Raw genomic sequence first — 15,716 nt, forward strand, 5'->3', positions numbered from 1 at the left:
CTCGCCACGGCATCGCACAGCCCTCCAACCTATCAGGCGAGAACTGTTACCCATCTATCCGGGCTGGTCTGTCACCTCTCTATCCGGGCTGAACACCCCCCCTCTCCCTCTGGGAGAGGGTGAAGGTAGGGCGCCGCGCCTCCCGCCAGGACCTGGGCGACTCGGGGTCTACGGAATGAGCAACGTCGCCCCGGTCGTCCGCCGGCCCTCCAGCGCCTCATGCGCCGCACGGGCCTGAGCCAACGGGAACGTCTGCCCGACCTCGATCTTCACCGCCCCGGACGCCAGCACAGCGAACAGCGCCGCCGCGCTCTCGTCCAGTTCCTCCGTCGTGGCGATGTAGTCGAACAGCCGGGGCCGGGTCAGGAACAGCGACTTGCCCGATAGTTCCAGCGGCGCGATCGCCGGCGCGGGACCGGAGGCGTTGCCGAAGGTGGCCAGCACGCCGCGTCGACCCAGGCTCTTGAGGCTGGCCTCGAAGGTGTCCTTGCCGACCCCGTCATAGACGACCACCACGCCCTGGCCGCCGGTGATCTCCAGCACGCGGGCCGCGACGTCTTCCTCGCTGTAAAGGATGACATGGTCAGCGCCATGCGCGCGGGCGAGGGCGGCCTTGGCCTCCGAGCCGACCGTGGCGATCACCGTCGCGCCGAGCGCCTTGGCCCATTGCACCAGGATCGACCCCACCCCGCCGGCCGCCGCATGGACCAGCACGGTCTGACCCGGTTCGACCCTGTGGCAGCGTCGGACCAGGAACTCGGCGGTCATGCCTTTCAGCAGGACCGCGGCGGCGGTCTCCAGGCTGACCGAGCCTGGAACCTTCACGGCGCGATCGGCGGGAACGACGGCGGCCTGCGCATAGGCCCCAAGCGTGCCGTTATAGGCGACGCGGTCGCCGACCGCGAAGCGGGTGACGCCGTCGCCGACGGTCTCGACGAGGCCAGCCGCTTCGAGACCCAGCACCACGGGCGTCTTCATCGGGTAGAGGCCGCTACGGTGATAGGTGTCGATGAAGTTCAGACCCACGGCCTGGTGCCGGACCAGGATCTGACCGGCGCCAGGCGTGGGAACGGGAAGGTCGACAGCCTCGAGCACCTCGGGGCCGCCAGTGCGGACAGCTTGTATGGCCAGCATCGGTCAGCCCAGGTTCGACTTGAAGAACGCCAGGCTGCGGGCGTTGGCGCTACCGGCGTCGGCCGCGTCGTAGTGCTCGCCGCCGACCCGGGCGAAGGCGTGGTCGCGACCGGGATAGGTATGGATCGCGATCTGCGGATGATCCTTCAGCGCGCCGAGGATCACCTTCTGTGCCTCCTTCGGCACGAACTGGTCTTCCTCGGCGATGTGCATGAGCAGGGGGCGAGCCAGCTTGTCGGCCTCGCCGACGTGCTTCTCGATGCCGACGCCGTAATAGGCGATCGTCGCGTCGCTGTCGGTGCGGGCCGCGGTCAGGAAGGCCAGCAGGCCGCCGAGACAATAGCCCACGGCGCCGACCTTGCCGTTGACGCCGGGCAGGGCACGGACGACGGCCAGGGTGGCGGCGATGTCGGAGACGCCGGCGTCGACATCGAAGGCGTTATAGAGTTCGAAAGCCTTTTTCCATTCGGCCTCGCTCTGGTCGGTGATGTCGATTCCCGGCTCGATGCGCCAGAACAGGTCGGGGCAGACGGCGACGAAGCCCTGGGCGGCCAGGCTATCGCAGACGTCGCGCATCACCTTGTTGACGCCGAAGATCTCCTGGATGACCACGACCGCCGGGGCGGGGGTCGTCGTGGGGCGCGCCACATAGGCCGAAAAGGCGCCGTCCGGGGTGTCGATCGTGAGGGTCTCGCTCATTGGGGCTCTCCGTATCCGCAAGGCGTCGATGGGACTTTCGACCGAAGCGCTCTAACGTGGTCCGATGCGCCTGACGCATAACAATGTCGTGCCCTGACTGTAGGGAACCAAAGCCATGAAGATGACGATCGAGATCGACTGCACCCCCGTGGAGGCCCGCGCCTTCCTGGGCTTGCCCGACGTGAGCGCCCTCAATGACCACCTGGTCAAGGAGATGCAGAGCCGGATGGACGCCAACATGGCCGCCCTGGCGCCGGAAGAGCTGATGAAGAACTGGATGGCGTTCGGGGCCGGGGCCCAGGATCAGTTCCGCAAGCTGATGACCGCGGCGGCCGGGGCGGCCGTGGGTGGCATGGGTGGCAAGCGCGAATGAACGACACGATCTACGCGCCGGCCACGGGCGCGGGTAGGGCGGCGGTGGCGGTGCTCCGGATATCCGGGCCCCGCGCCAGCGATGCAGTGCGCGCCCTGGCTGGTGACCTGCCCAAGCCGCGGCGCGCGGCCCTGCGTCAGTTGACCCATGACGGCGTGGCCTTGGACGACGCCCTGGTGCTGTGGTTCGAGGGCCCCGCCAGCTACACCGGCGAGGACGCCGCCGAGTTCCACGTGCACGGCGGCCGGGCGGTCGTCGAAGCGGTGCTGGAGGCGCTGGCCGCCGAGGGGCTGCGCCTGGCCGAGCCGGGCGAGTTCACCCGCCGGGCCTTCGAGAACGGCAAGCTGGACTTGACCCAGGCCGAGGGTGTGGCCGACCTGATCGACGCCGAAACCCAGGCCCAACGGCGCCAGGCCCTGGGCCAGCTGGGCGGGGCGCTGAGTGAGCGGTACGAGGCCTGGCGCGGGTTGCTGGTCGAGGCCCTGGCCATGTTGGAAGCCGCTGTGGACTTCCCCGACGAGGCGCTTCCGGAGGACGTCGCGGCGCGAGCCCGCCCCGGCCTGGTGGCCCTGGAGGCCGAGATCGGCGAGGCCTTGGTCGACGCCGCGCGCGGACGGCGGGTGCGCGACGGCTTCCGGGTGGCCCTGGTCGGAGCGCCGAACGCCGGCAAGAGCACATTGCTGAACGGCCTGGCGGAGCGCGACGCGGCGATCGTCACCTCGACCCCGGGCACTACGCGGGACATTATCGAGGTTCCGCTGACCTTGGGGGGCTACAAGGTTCTCCTGGCCGACACGGCGGGTCTCCGGGCGACGGAAGACACCATCGAAGCCGAGGGCGTACGCCGCGCCCAGGCTTGGGCGGCGGGAGCTGATCTTCGTCTCTGGGTGATCGACGCGGCGATGTTTCACGTGAAACAGGACGACGCCTATGGCGTGGTCCGGCCGGGCGACTGGGCGGTGATCAACAAGATCGACCTGGTCGACGACCATCGCCTGGAAGAGCTTCGCATCGCCTTGGTGGGGCAGGGCCTGTCGATCGTCGAACTCGCCGCCCGCAAGCCCGGCGGCGCCGAACTGGCCAGAGCGGCGCTGACGTCGCACGTGATCGAAGCCCTGTCCGGCGCCGAGTTTCCCGCCGCCACCCGCATCCGCCACGCCGAAAGCCTGACGGAGGCGCGTGGCTATCTGCGGCGGGCCCTGTCCGACATGGGGCTGGAAGTCGAGCTCGCCGCCGAGGATGTTCGCCTGGCGGCGCGATCCTTGTCACGCATTACCGGGCGCATCGATCCGGAGGATGTGCTGGATCGCGTGTTTTCGAGCTTCTGCATCGGCAAGTGATGTTCCACGTGAAACATCGGCTTGAACCATCCACAGGCTGATCACAGATGTGTCGGGGCTGTTTCACGTGAAACACCCGAGACCGACTCGCCGTTCGAGTGAGTTCCACGTATAAGGCCCGTACGCCCCCGCCGCGACGGGGGCGTTCGCATTGAGGCGCGCAAGCTTGTCCAATCTCTGGGATGTCATTGTCATCGGCGGCGGTCACGCCGGCTGCGAGGCCGCTTCCGCGTCGGCCCGAGCCGGGGCGCGCACCCTGCTGCTGACCCACAAACGCGAAACCGTCGGCGAGATGTCGTGCAACCCGGCCATCGGCGGCCTGGGCAAGGGCCATCTCGTTCGCGAGATCGACGCCCTCGACGGCCTGATGGGCCGGATGGCCGACAAGGCCGGCATCCAGTATCGCCTGCTGAACCGCTCCAAGGGCCCCGCCGTGCGCGGCCCGCGCTCGCAGATCGACCGCAGGCTCTATCGCGAAGCCATGCAGGCCGAACTGTTCGACCACGTGAACCTCGACGTCATCGCCGCCGCGGCCGAAGACCTGATCGTCGAGGACGGGATCGTCGCCGGCGTCATCGATGGGGAGGGCGCTGTCTACCGGGCGCCCCGCGTCGTGCTGACCACCGGCACCTTCCTGAAAGGCCTGATCCACCAGGGCGAAACCCGCATCCCGGCCGGCCGGGTCGGCGACGCGCCGTCGATCGGCCTGTCGGACCGGCTCTATGCACTGGGCTTCGACATGGGCCGCCTGAAGACCGGCACGCCCGCCCGTCTGGACGGCAAGACCATCGCCTGGGACCGCCTGGAGATGCAGGCCGCCGACGACAATCCCGAGCCGTTCTCGTTCCTGAATTCCACGGTGGACGTGCCGCAAATCCAGTGTGGCATCACCTATACGACCGCCGAAACCCACAAGATCATCGCCGATCGCCTGGGCGAGTCGGCGGTCTACGGCGGTCGCGCCACCGGGATCGGCCCGCGCTATTGCCCGTCGATCGAGGACAAGGTCGTCCGTTTCGCCGACAAGACCAGCCACCAGGTGTTCCTGGAACCGGAAGGCCTGGACGACGACACGGTCTATCCGAACGGTGTCTCGACCTCGGTCTCGGCCGAAACCCAACTGCTGTTCCTGCGCACCATGCCAGGCCTCGAGGCCGTCGAGGTCATCCGGTATGGCTACGCCATCGAGTACGACTACGTCGATCCGCGCGAGCTCTACCCGACCCTGGAGACCAAGCGTCTGCCCGGGCTCTACCTGGCGGGCCAGATCAACGGCACGACCGGTTATGAGGAGGCGGGGGCCCAGGGCCTGGTCGCCGGCCTCAACGCGGCGCTGGCCGGACAGGGCAGGGAGCCCGCGATCTTCGCCCGCGACGAGGCCTATATCGGGGTGATGATCGACGACCTCGTCACCCGGGGCGTCACCGAGCCCTATCGGATGTTCACCAGTCGCGCCGAGTTCCGCCTGGTGCTGCGGGCCGACAACGCCGACCAGCGGCTGACCGATCGCGGCCTTGAGTTTGGTTGCGTCGGCACGGTCCGCGCGGCGGCCTGGGCGGCCAAGAAGGCCGAGCTGGAAACCGTCCGCGCCTTCGCCCGCTCGGTCACCCTGACCCCGGCGGCGGCGGTCAAGGCCGGCTTTAAGGTCAATGCCGACGGCCAGCGTCGGGATGTCCTGGCCATGCTGGCCCTGCCGGGCGTCGACCTCGACGGCCTGACGGCGGTATGGCCGCGGATCGCCAACTGGAGCCCGATGGCCCGCGAGCAGATCGAGATCGAGGCGGCCTATGCCGGCTATCTCGACCGCCAGCGCACCGACGCCGAGGCCTTCCGCAAGGAAGAGGACCTGCGCCTGCCCGGCGACCTCGACTACGACCTGGTCGGCAGCCTGTCGAACGAGGTGCGCGAGAAGCTGGCGCGGGTCAGGCCCCTGACCCTGGGCCAGGCGGCCCGGATCGAGGGCGTGACGCCCGGCGCCCTGACCGCGCTGTTGGCCCATGTGCGACGCGCCCGTGCAGCGGCCTGATCCCATGCAAACAGAACTCGTCATCGAAGCCCTCGACCCCGTCGACGCGGCCGCATTCCAGCGGCTGACGGGCTGCAGCGACGCCCAATTGGCGGACCTGACGCGCTTCCAGGCCCTGCTGGCCGAGTGGAACGCGGTGATGAACCTGGTCGGGCCGGCGTCGCTGCCGAACTTCTGGAACCGCCACGCCTGGGACAGCGCCCAGCTGCTGAAGTTGGCGCCGGACGCCAGGACCTGGGCCGATCTGGGGGCCGGCGCCGGCCTGCCGGGCGTCGTCCTGGCCATCCTCCTGAAGGACACGCCGGGGGCCAAGGTCCACCTGGTCGAGAGCATGGCCAAGCGCTGCAAATTTCTGCGCGCGGTCGTCGACGACCTGAAGCTGCCGGCCGAGATCCACAACGCCCGCGCCGAGGAGCTCGACCTGAAGGTCGACGTCGTCACCGCCCGGGCCTGCGCGCCGATGGTCAGACTGCTGGGTTATGCCCAGCCCTACCTGAAGCGCGGCGCGACCGCCTGGTTCCTGAAGGGACAAGATGTCGCTTCGGAACTGGCCGAAGCCGCCACATATTGGAAATTCGAGTCGACCCTGCGGTCCTCCCTGAGCGACCCGCGAGGCCAGATCGTGCAAGTGAAGGGGCTCAAGAGTGTCCGTAAAGTCTGACCAACCGCTGCGCGTCCTGGCCATCGCCAACCAGAAGGGCGGGGTGGGCAAGACCACGACCGCGATCAATCTGGGCACTGCCCTGGCGGCCTGCGGCGAGCGCGTGCTGCTGATCGACGCCGACCCGCAGGGCAATTGCTCGACGGGCCTGGGCATCACCCGCATGCAGCGCAAGACCACGCTCTACGACGTGCTGATGGGCGAAAAGCCGGTGGTCGACGCCGCGGTCCGGACCGAGCTGCCGGGCCTGGATGTGATCCCCGCCGACGCCGACCTGTCGGGCGTCGAGATCGAGCTGGGCCAGACGGCGCGCCGTTCTTACCGTCTGCGCGACGCCCTGGAGCCGCTGCGCACGAGTGGTGAATACAGCTACGTGCTGATCGACTGCCCGCCGTCGCTGAACGTGCTGACCGTCAACGCCATGACCGCCGCCGACGCGGTGTTCGTGCCACTGCAATGCGAGTTCTTCGCCCTGGAAGGCCTGACCCAACTGATGCGGACCATCGAGCGGGTGCGCGGCAGCCTGAACCCCAAGCTGGAGATCCAGGGCGTGGTGCTGACCATGTACGATCGCCGCAACAGTCTGTCCGACCAGGTGGCCCGGGATGTCCGGCAACACTTCGGCGACAAGGTCTATGACGCGGTCATACCGCGCAACGTTCGGGTGTCCGAGGCGCCGTCGTTCGGTAAGCCCGTACTGCTCTACGACCTGAAATGCGCGGGCAGCCAGGCCTATCTGCGGCTGGCGCGCGAGGTGATCGTGCGCGAGAAGTCGCGGCTGGCCCAGGCGGCATAGGGCCGTCTGAGGATAACCATCCAAGTCATTGTCGAAATTGAGTGTTGAGCGCGTGAGGGAGTCGGTCGTGGTGGGAGAACCGGGGATGTCTGAAGGTCGTCGTGGGCTGGGTCGGGGTCTGTCCGCCCTGCTCGGCGAGGTCGATTCCGCGCCCGCCCAGGCTCCCGGCGACACCGCCGGCGGCTCGCGCGAGGCGCCGATCGAACTGATCCGCCGCAATCCCGATCAGCCCCGCAAGACCTTCCACGAGGAAGACCTGGTAGAACTTTCGGACTCGATCCGCGAGAAGGGCGTCCTGCAGCCGATCCTGGTCAGACCGGCGCCGGGCGCGGCCGGGGAATACCAGATCGTCGCCGGCGAGCGCCGCTGGCGGGCCGCCCAGCGCGCCGGCCTCAAGACCATCCCGATCATCATCCGCGAGCTGGACGATCTGGCGGTGCTGGAGATCGGCATCATCGAAAACGTCCAGCGCGCCGACCTCAACGCCCTGGAAGAGGCGCTGAGCTACAAGGTGCTGATGGACAAGTTCGGTCGTACCCAGGAGGCGATCGCCCAGACCGTCGGCAAGAGCCGCAGCCACATCGCCAACACCCTGCGCCTGCTGGCCCTGCCCGAGGCCGTCCAGACCTACCTGACCTCCGGCGAGCTGACGGCGGGTCATGCCCGCGCCATCGCCTCCGCGCCCGACCCGACTGCCCTGGCCCGTGAGGTCGTCGACAAGGGCCTGTCGGTCCGCGAGGCCGAGGCCCTGGCCCGTCGCACCCCGAACGCCGCCGGCGAGGTTCGCGCCCGTTCGAACGGCGGCCGCCCGCCGCGGACCAAGGACACCGACACCCAGGCCCTCGAGTCCGACCTGTCGTCGGTGCTCGGCCTCGACGTCGAAATCGACCATCGCGGCGACGCCGGCGCCATCACCATCCGCTACGCCAAGCTCGAGCAGCTCGACGACCTCTGCAACCGTCTGACCCGAGGCCTCTGAGGCCTCGGAAAAAGGGTCGTCTGTCGCGCACGGAACGGGGCTTGTCCGCACACCGGGACGCACGATCGGCGAGAAACGACGCGGGGAAGCTCCCATTTTTCGATCAAACCTTTGAATTATAAGGCGAAGTATCGCTTTTCGCCGAGAGTTTGATCGAGGGGTTCCCGGAGTATAATCCACAGGAAAACGCGATCCGCCGCCCCATGGGTTTGACGGTTAGGCCGACTCAGCTTCCGCGATCATCCAGACGCCTGGGGCAGGGGATCGATCCGAAGGCGGTCGCCGCCTGAGTCAGGCGGCGTCGCTCACAGCCCCAGCCGTCGCGCCTTGCCGGCGATCTGCAGGGCCAGCCGCTCAGAGATCAGCTGGTCGGGCGAGCCTGAGGTCTTGCAGGCCTTGTCGGCGGCCAACACCTCGGCCTGCACCAGCAGCAGCTGATCCAGGGTCCAGGCGCGGGCCTGGCGCAGGAATTCGCGCTCGCTCTTCCAGAACACGCCCGAAGCCTTGGCGGCCGCCGCCAGGTCGACGCCGTTCTTGTGCAGGGTCAGGGTGCGGCGCAGGCGGCCCAGATGATAGCCCATGGCCCGCACGGCGGCCGGTCCGCCTTCACCCTCGGCCGCGGCGCGCCTCAGGCCGGCCTGGGCGGGGCCCAGACGGCCGCCGAACGCGTCGACGGCGGCGTCGCCCAGCGAAGCCTCGGGCTCTACGCCCAGGAAGTCGGTCAGGTCGGCCGGGGTGGCGCTGACGCCGCTGCCTGGGCCCAGGAACAGGGCCAGGCGCTCGATCTCGGCGCGGGCCACGCCGCGCTCCTTGGGCAGGCGCGAGACGAACAGGTCCAGCGCCTCGCCGTTCAGGCTGACCTTGTCCTTGGCCAGGGTTTCGCGGGTCAGGCGGGCCAGGTCGCCGGCCTCGTCTTCGTAGCAGGGGATCACGGCGGCGCCGGCGGCCTTCTCGCCGGCCTTGCGCAGGGCCGAGTTGCGATCCAGGGCCCCGGCCTCGACCAGGAACAGCGCCTCGGGGTTCAGCTGGCCCTCGACATGGCGGACCAGGGCTTCGGCGGCCTGCTTGTCGGGTCCGGCCTTCTCGCCGGTCAGGCGCAGGCGCACCAGCCGTCGGCCGCCCATCATCGACAGGGCCGAGAGTTCGTCCTCCAGCTTGCCGGCCTGGGCGTCGAGGTCGCTTTCGGTCAGCTGGGCGGTGTCGAAGGGGTCGTCGGGCCGCTCGAACAGCCGCTTGGCCAGCTGGTCGGCGCGATCACGCACCACCCCGCGATCGCGGCCGTAGATGACCACGGCGCGGATCTCCGGCGTGGGGTCCTTCAGGAAGCGTTCGACGTCCTGGCGTTTCGACAGGATCATGGCCAGCGTACTCGAGCGAAATGGATGTCGGTTCGCGTGAAGAGCGCGCGCGAGAACAGGGTCGGGTCTCTAGGGGGCCTTGCCCGCGAGCCAGGCGGCGAGGTCCAGCTGGATCTTGCGGGCGACCTCGGCCGCCGCGCGCTCCTGGCTGTCCTGCTGGGCCGCGATGGAGGCGTAGGGCTGGTCGGCGGAGTCGTAGGTGACCGCGGCGGCGGCGGAACCGGCCCGCACGGCCTGCCCGGTCTTGGTGTCGAGTAGGCGCCAGTCGGCGGTGAGGTTCAGCTCGTAGCGGTTGGCGACGTTGTCGACCCGAACGCCCCGGGCGTAGCGCTGTTCCTTGACGGTGTAGACCAGCCGATGGGACGGCAGGACATTGACGTCGCGCGCCAGGGCGTCCTCCAGCTTCTCGCGCAACAGATAGCCGGCACGGCCTTCGGGGGCGACCACTTCGATGGCGCCGAGGCCCTTGGTGACCGACTGGGGCCCGTAGAGGGGGGTGAAGCCGCAGGCCGAGAGGAGCAGGGCGAAGCCGGCGATCAGGGCCGTGGGAAACAGTCTGGGGAGCATTGCGCGCTTCATGGATCAGCCGGCCACGATGTTGACGATACGGTCTTTCACCACGATCACCTTGCGAACGGTCAGGCCCTCAAGGTGGGCCAGGACGGCGCGATCCGCCAGAGCGATTTTCTCGACCTCGGCCTCGGCCGTGCCGGCCTTGACCTTGATCTCGCCGCGACGCTTGCCGTTGATCTGGATCGGCAGCACGCGCTCATCGTCGGCCGCCAGCATCGGGTCGGCCTTGGGCCAGGGCGCGTCGACGACCATGCCGCTCTTGCCCAGGCTGGCCCAGGCTTCCTCGGCCAGGTGGGGCGTGAAGGGTGAGATCAGGCGGGCCAGGATTTCCAGCGCCTCGGCGCGGGCGGCCAGGACGCCCTTGGAGGCGCCGCTTCCATCAGCCAGGGCGGCCGGCGCGGCCTTCAGCATGTTGAGGAATTCGTACAGGCGCGCCACGCCGCTGTTGAATCGGAAGCCCTCGATGGAGTCGGTCACGAAGCCGATCAGCCGGTGGGCGCCCTTGCGCAGGGCCAGGGCCGTGGCGTCGGTCTCATCATGGGCGAAGTCGCCGGCCGGCTGGCCGTCGAACTCGTTCCACACCCGGTGGGTGAAGCGCCAGGAGCCCTCGACGCCGCTGTTGGTCCACTGCACGTCGCGCTCGGGCGGGCTGTCGGACATCACGAACAGGCGCGCGGCGTCGACGCCGTAGGCCTCGAAGATGTCCTCGGGGGCGACGACGTTCTTCTTGGATTTCGACATCTTCTCGATGTCGCCGATGGTGATCGGCTCGCCGGTCGCGGCATGGGTCGCGGAGCGCTCGGCGCCTTCGACGGTGATGCGGATGTCGGACGGTTCGACCCACTCGCCGGCCGCGTTCTTGTAGGCCTCGTGGGTGACCATGCCCTGGGTGAACAGGCCGGCGAACGGCTCCTCGACCGACAGCAGGCCCTCGTCCTTCAGGGCGCGGGTGATGAAGCGGGCATAGAGCAGGTGCAGCACCGCGTGCTCGACGCCGCCGATATACTGGTCGACCGCCATCCAGTGGTCGGCCGCGTCCTTGCTGATCGGCTCGGCGGCGGTCGGGTCGGTGAAGCGGGCGAAATACCACGAGCTGTCGACGAAAGTGTCCAGCGTGTCGGTCTCGCGCTCGGCCTTGCCGCCGCAGGCCGGACAGGTGGTGTGGCGCCAGGTCGGATGGCGCAGCAACGGGTTGCCCGGCTTGTCGAAGCTGACGTCGTCGGGCAGCACCACCGGCAGCTGGTCCTCGGGCACACCGACGGGGCCGCAGGCTTCGCAGTGGATGACCGGGATCGGGCAACCCCAATACCGCTGGCGCGATACGCCCCAGTCGCGCAGGCGATAGACCGTGGCGCCCTGGCCCTGGTCCATGGCTTCGATGCGGTTCACGGCTTCGGTCTTGGCGGCCTCGATATCCAGGCCGTCCAGGAACTCTGAATTGAAGATCGCGCCGGGGCCGACATAGGCTTCCTTGCCGATCTCGAACGTCACGGGGTCCTCGCCGGGTGGCAGCACCACCGGCAGGACGGGCAGGGCGTACTTGCGGGCGAAGTCCAGGTCGCGCTGGTCGTGGGCCGGGCAGGCGAAGATCGCGCCCGTGCCGTAGTCCATCAGGATGAAGTTGGCGATCCACACCGGCAGGGTGATCGACGCGTCCAGCGGGTGGACGACGCGCAGGCCAGTGTCGCGGCCCAGCTTTTCGGCCCCCTCGATGTCGGCCTCCGAGGTGCCGCCCTTGCGGCATTCGGCGACGAAGGCGGCCACGGCGGGGTCGGCCGCGGCCAACTGCTCGGCCAGCGGATGCTCGGGGGCGATGCCAACGAAGCTGGCGCCGAACAGGGTGTCGGGGCGGGTGGTGTAGACTTCCAGGCCGTCCTCATGGCCGGCCGGGGCCTTTTCGGCGAACTTGAAGGTGAAGCGCAGGCCCTTGGAGCGGCCGATCCAGTTCTCCTGCATGATCCGGACCTTCTCGGGCCAGCGATCCAGGGTCTTGAGGCCGTCGATCAGGGCGTCGGCATAGTCGGTGATGCGCAGGAACCACTGGGTCAGCTTGCGCTTCTCGACCGTCGCGCCCGAGCGCCAGCCCTTGCCGTCGATCACCTGTTCGTTGGCCAGGACGGTCATGTCGACCGGGTCCCAGTTGACCGAGGCTTCCTTGCGATAGACCAGGCCGCGCTTCAGCAGACGCAGGAACCAGGCCTGCTGCTGGCCGTAATATTCCGGATCGCAGGTGGCGAACTCGCGCGACCAGTCGACCGACAGGCCCAGGGCCTTCAGCTGCTCGCGCATGGCGGCGATGTTGTCGTAGGTCCAGCCCTTGGGATGGACGCCGCGCTCCATGGCGGCGTTCTCGGCCGGCATGCCGAAGGCGTCCCAGCCCATCGGGTGCAGCACGTTGAAGCCCTGGGCGCGCTTGTAGCGGGCCACGACGTCGCCCATGGCGTAGTTGCGCACATGGCCCATGTGGATGCGCCCCGACGGATAGGGGAACATCTCGAGCACGTAGTACTTCGGACGGCCGTCGGGGGTGATCGGCGTCAGGAAGGTGTTGGCGGTCGCCCAGGCGGCGCGCCACTTCGGCTCGGTGTCTTTGGGATTGTAGCGGGCCATGAAACCAGACTGTTCGTGCGGGGGATCACGCCTTTGGAGCGCGTTCCGCGGAAGTCTTAAGCGGTTTCGCGGCCTCGGCGCGCTTCTAAAAGTGCGAACGGGAGCTTTTGTCGCCAGGACAAAAGCTCCCGCGAAGAACTCGGCCGAAAGCCTAGTTCTTGATGTTGGAGAGTCGCAGCTGACGGGCGCGGGTCAGGATGGCGTTCTCGATGTCGGTCGCCGTCTGATCGGTGGCGGCCGTGTCGGTCCAGCTACCGGCGGCGTCCTTGATCTGCTTGAAGATCGTGACGTTCAGGCCGTCGGCCCGCAGGCGGGTGTCGAGGATGTAGACGGTCGCCTTGAAGCGCTCGTCCGGCTTCTCGGGATTGGTGTACCAGTCGGTGACGATCACGCCGCCGTAGGGGTCGGCCGAGGCCAGCGGCATGAAGGCCAGGGTGTCGAGGCTGGCGCGCCACAGGAAGCCGTTGACGCCGATCGAGCCGCTGGACGGCGCGGCCTGCTTGCCGCGGCCGAACTTGAACGGGTTGAAACCCGGCTCGTCGCTTTGGGTGCTGAAGGTTTTGGGAGGACTGCTGCTGCAAGCAGAAGCGCCCACCAGGACCGACAGCGTCAGAACGCCAGCGGCGACGCCGCGCAACACCGACCCACGCTCAAACGCCATAGTACCTCGCTCCAAATGTATCGCCGGCGCGTCGCGCGACCTGGCGCGCCCCCGCAGCCGGAAGCGGTCTATAGCATGGTCGCGCTGCGTCAAAACAGGAATCGCGTGGCAGGACCGCCACAGGCGCCGCTTGAATCGCTCCCTGCGACGCTTAGCCCGACTCAAGTGCGGTTGACCGCGCTGTACTCAGGCCTTTAATCGATTTTCAGGGAGCCCGCTCCTATATGTAGGTTGGCCTATATTAGGTTCGGGTTGGGGATTGGGTTCAGTAGCGATGTTCGCGGCACGGTATTTCATGGCAGGGGCTACGGCGTTGATCCTCTTGGGATCGACCTCGATGGCCTATGCCCAGAGCAAGACGCGTACGGGCGCCGCCGATTTCACCGTGAAGAACGATTTCAGCAATCCCGCCCAGATGATGCCGTTCAACCCGCAGCAAGGCCCGAAGAAGTCCCTGCAGTGGGACAACAAGAAGGGCAAGTGGGGCCTCAAGCTCGACCTTGACCAGCCGGCCAACCGCGAACTCGAAGGACGGGACGTCCAGGCCGGGGCCTATTACAGCGTCACCCCGTCGATCCGGGTCGGCGGCGCCGTGGCGCTGGGCGACAACAACCCCGCCCTGGCCGCCCGCAAGAACGAGATCCAGGAGCCCGCGCCGCGGGTGAAGCTGGAAACCGCGTTCAAGTTCTAGGCGTCCAAGTCTAGGCGTGGAGCGCCTCCACAGCCGCGATCCCGACAATTCCGCTGTCCAGCAGTTGCTCGACCGTGTCCGCTCGCACGCCGCCCAGGGCGTAGACCGGCGTTTCGACCGCTCCGATGATCCTCTTGAGGCCATCCAAGCCCAGTGGCGTCCCCGCCGAGGGGCTGGCGCTGGGAAAGACCGGTGAAACCACCAGCGCGTCGGCGCCCGCCGCCCGGCCCGCCCTGGCGGCGCCGTCGTCATGAGCGGCCACGGTGATCAGCCATTGCGGATGACGGGCCCGGATCGCGGGCAGGTCCGCCGAGAGCCGTTGCGGCAGATGCAGACCATCGGCCTCGACGGCCACCGCCAGGGCTTCGTCCGCCCCGACCAGCAGCAGCAGGCCGCGTCGCCGGGTGATGTCCCGCAATCCACGGCCCCGGGCTTCGGCGTCCGGCGCGCCGAACGCTCGGAACACCACGGCCGCACCCGGCGGCAGGCGCTCGGCGACGCCTTCGGGGTCGGGGGTCCGGTCCGGGTCTGTGAAGAACAGCAGATTGGGCAGGGGTTTTCCGCGCACCAGCCATGGGCGAAGGCGCGCTGCCGTTCTAGACAGGGCGTCCATCTCGTCGATCGCGCCCCCGGCGCCCACGCCTGAAGAATCCATGTCCGACGTCTACGCCTCCATCCAGTCCCGTATCCGGGCCGCCGCCGTCGCATCCGGGCGTCCGGCCGACGCCGTCACCCTGGTTGCGGTGTCCAAGCTGCAGCCCTGGGACCATATCGCTCCCATTCTGGCCGCCGGCCAGCGGGTGTTCGGCGAAAATCGCGTCCAGGAGGCCATGGGTCGCTGGAGCGAGCGCCGTGCGCAGGTCGAGCTGCGACTGATCGGGCCGTTGCAGAGCAACAAGGCGCGCGAGGCGGTGGCGTTCTTCGACGTCATCGAGAGCCTGGACCGCGAGAAGCTGGCCCACGTCCTGGCCGGGGAGGCTCAGGCCCAGGGCAGGACGCCGCGGCTGTTCGTCCAGGTCAACACCGGCGAGGAGCCGCAGAAGGCCGGGGTGGTCCCGGGCCAGGCCGACGCCTTCATCGCCCTGTGCCGGGGCCTGGACCTGCCCGTGGAGGGCCTGATGTGCATTCCGCCGGCCCAGGGCGACCCCGCGCCGCATTTCCGCCTGCTGGGCCAGATCGCGGCCCGCAACGGCCTGGCCAGGCTGTCGATGGGCATGAGCGACGATTTCGAGACCGCCATCGCCTGCGGCGCGACCTCGGTGCGGGTGGGCTCGGCGCTGTTCGGAAGCCGGGGCTAGGCGACGATCTCGACCGCGTCCCCCGGCCTGGCCACCGCCAGCAGAGCCTCGACATCGTCCCGCGCCAGGGCCACGCAGCCCTCGGTGCCGGGATAACCGTCCCGCGCCAGGTGCAGGAAGATCGCCGAGCCCAGGCCGGCGACGGGCGGGTCGTCATTGTGGCCCAGCACCACCACCAGGTCGTAGACAGGGTCGTCGCGCCACAGCCGCTCGGCGCTGGCCGGGTAGGGCAGCTTGACCGGCCGGTTATAGGCGGGGTCGCCCGGAGCGTCGCACCAGCCGTCGTCGGCCGCGATCGGCCTGGCGGGCAGGCTGGTGGCGGGGCCGTCCGGATAGATGTCGGGCCGGTAGAGCACGTGGCGGATGGGCCAGAGGCCTAGCGGGCTCTTGTTGTCGCCCTCGCGCTTGTCGGCGGCGGCGATGACTCCGGCCTTGCCCAGCGCGCAGCGCGCCAGCCGCTCGTCCCACTCGATCTGGCCTTTGGCGTGGGCGCGAAAGATCATCGGCGCGGTGTTCT

Annotated in this window: 16 protein-coding genes; 8 read left to right on the forward strand and 8 right to left on the reverse strand. The window is 68.7% G+C overall.

Annotated features, from left to right (window positions below; genetic code table 11):
- Positions 1-168: 168 nt before the first annotated feature.
- Together ASD79_RS08495 and ASD79_RS08500 are read right to left on the reverse strand one after the other, a co-directional pair.
- Positions 169-1,134: a quinone oxidoreductase gene (locus ASD79_RS08495; RefSeq protein ID WP_056720608.1), complete on the reverse strand. Its 966-nt coding sequence runs from the start codon at positions 1,132-1,134 to the stop codon at positions 169-171.
- Between the two features lie 3 nt (positions 1,135-1,137).
- The gene (locus tag ASD79_RS08500) at positions 1,138-1,833 is read right to left on the reverse strand and encodes a dienelactone hydrolase family protein (RefSeq protein ID WP_056720609.1); all 696 of its coding nucleotides are present in this window, start codon (positions 1,831-1,833) and stop codon (positions 1,138-1,140) included.
- A 115-nt stretch (positions 1,834-1,948) separates the two neighbouring features.
- Between ASD79_RS08500 and ASD79_RS08505 the strand changes: the two genes are divergently transcribed.
- From ASD79_RS08505 to ASD79_RS08530, 6 genes are all read left to right on the forward strand, one after another.
- Positions 1,949-2,206, forward strand: coding sequence for a DUF6489 family protein (locus ASD79_RS08505; RefSeq protein WP_007674856.1), 258 nt, complete (start codon positions 1,949-1,951; stop codon positions 2,204-2,206).
- The gene (gene mnmE, locus ASD79_RS08510) at positions 2,203-3,546 is read left to right on the forward strand and encodes a tRNA uridine-5-carboxymethylaminomethyl(34) synthesis GTPase MnmE (protein ID WP_056720610.1); all 1,344 of its coding nucleotides are present in this window, start codon (positions 2,203-2,205) and stop codon (positions 3,544-3,546) included. Before ASD79_RS08505 ends, mnmE begins: the two co-directional genes overlap by 4 nt.
- Before the next feature lie 166 nt (positions 3,547-3,712).
- Entirely contained in the window at positions 3,713-5,572 is a 1,860-nt protein-coding gene (gene mnmG, locus ASD79_RS08515) for a tRNA uridine-5-carboxymethylaminomethyl(34) synthesis enzyme MnmG (RefSeq protein WP_082584853.1), read from the forward strand.
- A 4-nt stretch (positions 5,573-5,576) separates the two neighbouring features.
- Positions 5,577-6,233 (forward strand): 16S rRNA (guanine(527)-N(7))-methyltransferase RsmG, encoded by a 657-nt coding sequence (gene rsmG, locus ASD79_RS08520; RefSeq protein WP_056720651.1) that lies wholly within the window; start codon positions 5,577-5,579, stop codon positions 6,231-6,233.
- The gene (locus ASD79_RS08525; RefSeq protein WP_056720612.1) at positions 6,217-7,029 is read left to right on the forward strand and encodes a ParA family protein; all 813 of its coding nucleotides are present in this window, start codon (positions 6,217-6,219) and stop codon (positions 7,027-7,029) included. Before rsmG ends, ASD79_RS08525 begins: the two co-directional genes overlap by 17 nt.
- An 85-nt stretch (positions 7,030-7,114) precedes the next feature.
- The gene (locus ASD79_RS08530; RefSeq protein ID WP_056720613.1) at positions 7,115-8,008 is read left to right on the forward strand and encodes a ParB/RepB/Spo0J family partition protein; all 894 of its coding nucleotides are present in this window, start codon (positions 7,115-7,117) and stop codon (positions 8,006-8,008) included.
- A 305-nt stretch (positions 8,009-8,313) separates the two neighbouring features.
- Here the strand turns inward: ASD79_RS08530 and holA are convergent, their stop codons facing one another.
- The 4 genes from holA to ASD79_RS08550 all read right to left on the reverse strand — a co-directional run bounded on the left by holA (position 8,314) and on the right by ASD79_RS08550 (position 13,225).
- Complete coding sequence (holA, locus tag ASD79_RS08535; RefSeq protein WP_056720614.1) at positions 8,314-9,366, reverse strand: DNA polymerase III subunit delta; 1,053 nt, start codon at positions 9,364-9,366, stop codon at positions 8,314-8,316.
- Between the two features lie 69 nt (positions 9,367-9,435).
- Positions 9,436-9,945, reverse strand: a complete 510-nt coding sequence (gene lptE / locus ASD79_RS08540; protein WP_056720615.1) for an LPS assembly lipoprotein LptE — start codon at positions 9,943-9,945, stop codon at positions 9,436-9,438.
- Positions 9,946-9,948: 3 nt separating this feature from the next.
- A complete protein-coding gene (gene leuS, locus ASD79_RS08545) occupies positions 9,949-12,549 on the reverse strand; it encodes a leucine--tRNA ligase (protein ID WP_056720616.1) in 2,601 nt (866 codons plus the stop codon).
- 151 nt (positions 12,550-12,700) lie between these two features.
- Positions 12,701-13,225 (reverse strand): DUF3576 domain-containing protein, encoded by a 525-nt coding sequence (locus tag ASD79_RS08550; protein ID WP_156400421.1) that lies wholly within the window; start codon positions 13,223-13,225, stop codon positions 12,701-12,703.
- 322 nt (positions 13,226-13,547) lie between these two features.
- Here ASD79_RS08550 and ASD79_RS08555 point away from each other — a divergent pair, with 322 nt between their 5' ends.
- On the forward strand, positions 13,548-13,901 hold the full coding sequence (locus ASD79_RS08555) for an NtrZ family periplasmic regulatory protein (protein ID WP_007667480.1): 354 nt from the start codon (positions 13,548-13,550) through the stop codon (positions 13,899-13,901).
- Positions 13,902-13,911: 10 nt separating this feature from the next.
- Here the strand turns inward: ASD79_RS08555 and ASD79_RS08560 are convergent, their stop codons facing one another.
- Positions 13,912-14,556, reverse strand: a complete 645-nt coding sequence (locus ASD79_RS08560) for a thiamine phosphate synthase (RefSeq protein WP_235524373.1) — start codon at positions 14,554-14,556, stop codon at positions 13,912-13,914.
- Between ASD79_RS08560 and ASD79_RS08565 the strand changes: the two genes are divergently transcribed.
- Positions 14,555-15,199, forward strand: a complete 645-nt coding sequence (locus tag ASD79_RS08565; protein WP_056720618.1) for a YggS family pyridoxal phosphate-dependent enzyme — start codon at positions 14,555-14,557, stop codon at positions 15,197-15,199. The two genes, ASD79_RS08560 and ASD79_RS08565, sit on opposite strands and share 2 nt — an antisense overlap.
- Here the strand turns inward: ASD79_RS08565 and ASD79_RS08570 are convergent.
- Positions 15,196-15,702: a L,D-transpeptidase gene (locus tag ASD79_RS08570; protein WP_056720619.1), complete on the reverse strand. Its 507-nt coding sequence runs from the start codon at positions 15,700-15,702 to the stop codon at positions 15,196-15,198. The two genes, ASD79_RS08565 and ASD79_RS08570, sit on opposite strands and share 4 nt — an antisense overlap.
- Positions 15,703-15,716 lie beyond the last annotated feature (14 nt).

Source organism: Caulobacter sp. Root655 (genome assembly GCF_001427665.1).
Lineage (GTDB): Bacteria > Pseudomonadota > Alphaproteobacteria > Caulobacterales > Caulobacteraceae > Caulobacter.

Bases quoted from the DNA above. Each gene is read 5' to 3' on its own strand.
- ASD79_RS08495 (WP_056720608.1), bottom strand. From the start codon at position 1,134: ATGCTGGCCATACAAGCTGTCCGCACTGGCGGCCCCGAGGTGCTCGAG.
- ASD79_RS08500 (WP_056720609.1), bottom strand. From the start codon at position 1,833: ATGAGCGAGACCCTCACGATCGACACCCCGGACGGCGCCTTTTCGGCC.
- ASD79_RS08505 (WP_007674856.1), top strand. From the start codon at position 1,949: ATGAAGATGACGATCGAGATCGACTGCACCCCCGTGGAGGCCCGCGCC.
- mnmE (WP_056720610.1), top strand. From the start codon at position 2,203: ATGAACGACACGATCTACGCGCCGGCCACGGGCGCGGGTAGGGCGGCG.
- rsmG (WP_056720651.1), top strand. From the start codon at position 5,577: ATGCAAACAGAACTCGTCATCGAAGCCCTCGACCCCGTCGACGCGGCC.
- ASD79_RS08530 (WP_056720613.1), top strand. From the start codon at position 7,115: ATGTCTGAAGGTCGTCGTGGGCTGGGTCGGGGTCTGTCCGCCCTGCTC.
- holA (WP_056720614.1), bottom strand. From the start codon at position 9,366: ATGATCCTGTCGAAACGCCAGGACGTCGAACGCTTCCTGAAGGACCCC.
- lptE (WP_056720615.1), bottom strand. From the start codon at position 9,945: ATGAAGCGCGCAATGCTCCCCAGACTGTTTCCCACGGCCCTGATCGCC.
- leuS (WP_056720616.1), bottom strand. From the start codon at position 12,549: ATGGCCCGCTACAATCCCAAAGACACCGAGCCGAAGTGGCGCGCCGCC.
- ASD79_RS08555 (WP_007667480.1), top strand. From the start codon at position 13,548: ATGGCCTATGCCCAGAGCAAGACGCGTACGGGCGCCGCCGATTTCACC.
- ASD79_RS08565 (WP_056720618.1), top strand. From the start codon at position 14,555: ATGTCCGACGTCTACGCCTCCATCCAGTCCCGTATCCGGGCCGCCGCC.
- ASD79_RS08560 (WP_235524373.1), bottom strand. From the start codon at position 14,556: ATGGATTCTTCAGGCGTGGGCGCCGGGGGCGCGATCGACGAGATGGAC.
- ASD79_RS08570 (WP_056720619.1), bottom strand. From the start codon at position 15,702: ATGATCTTTCGCGCCCACGCCAAAGGCCAGATCGAGTGGGACGAGCGG.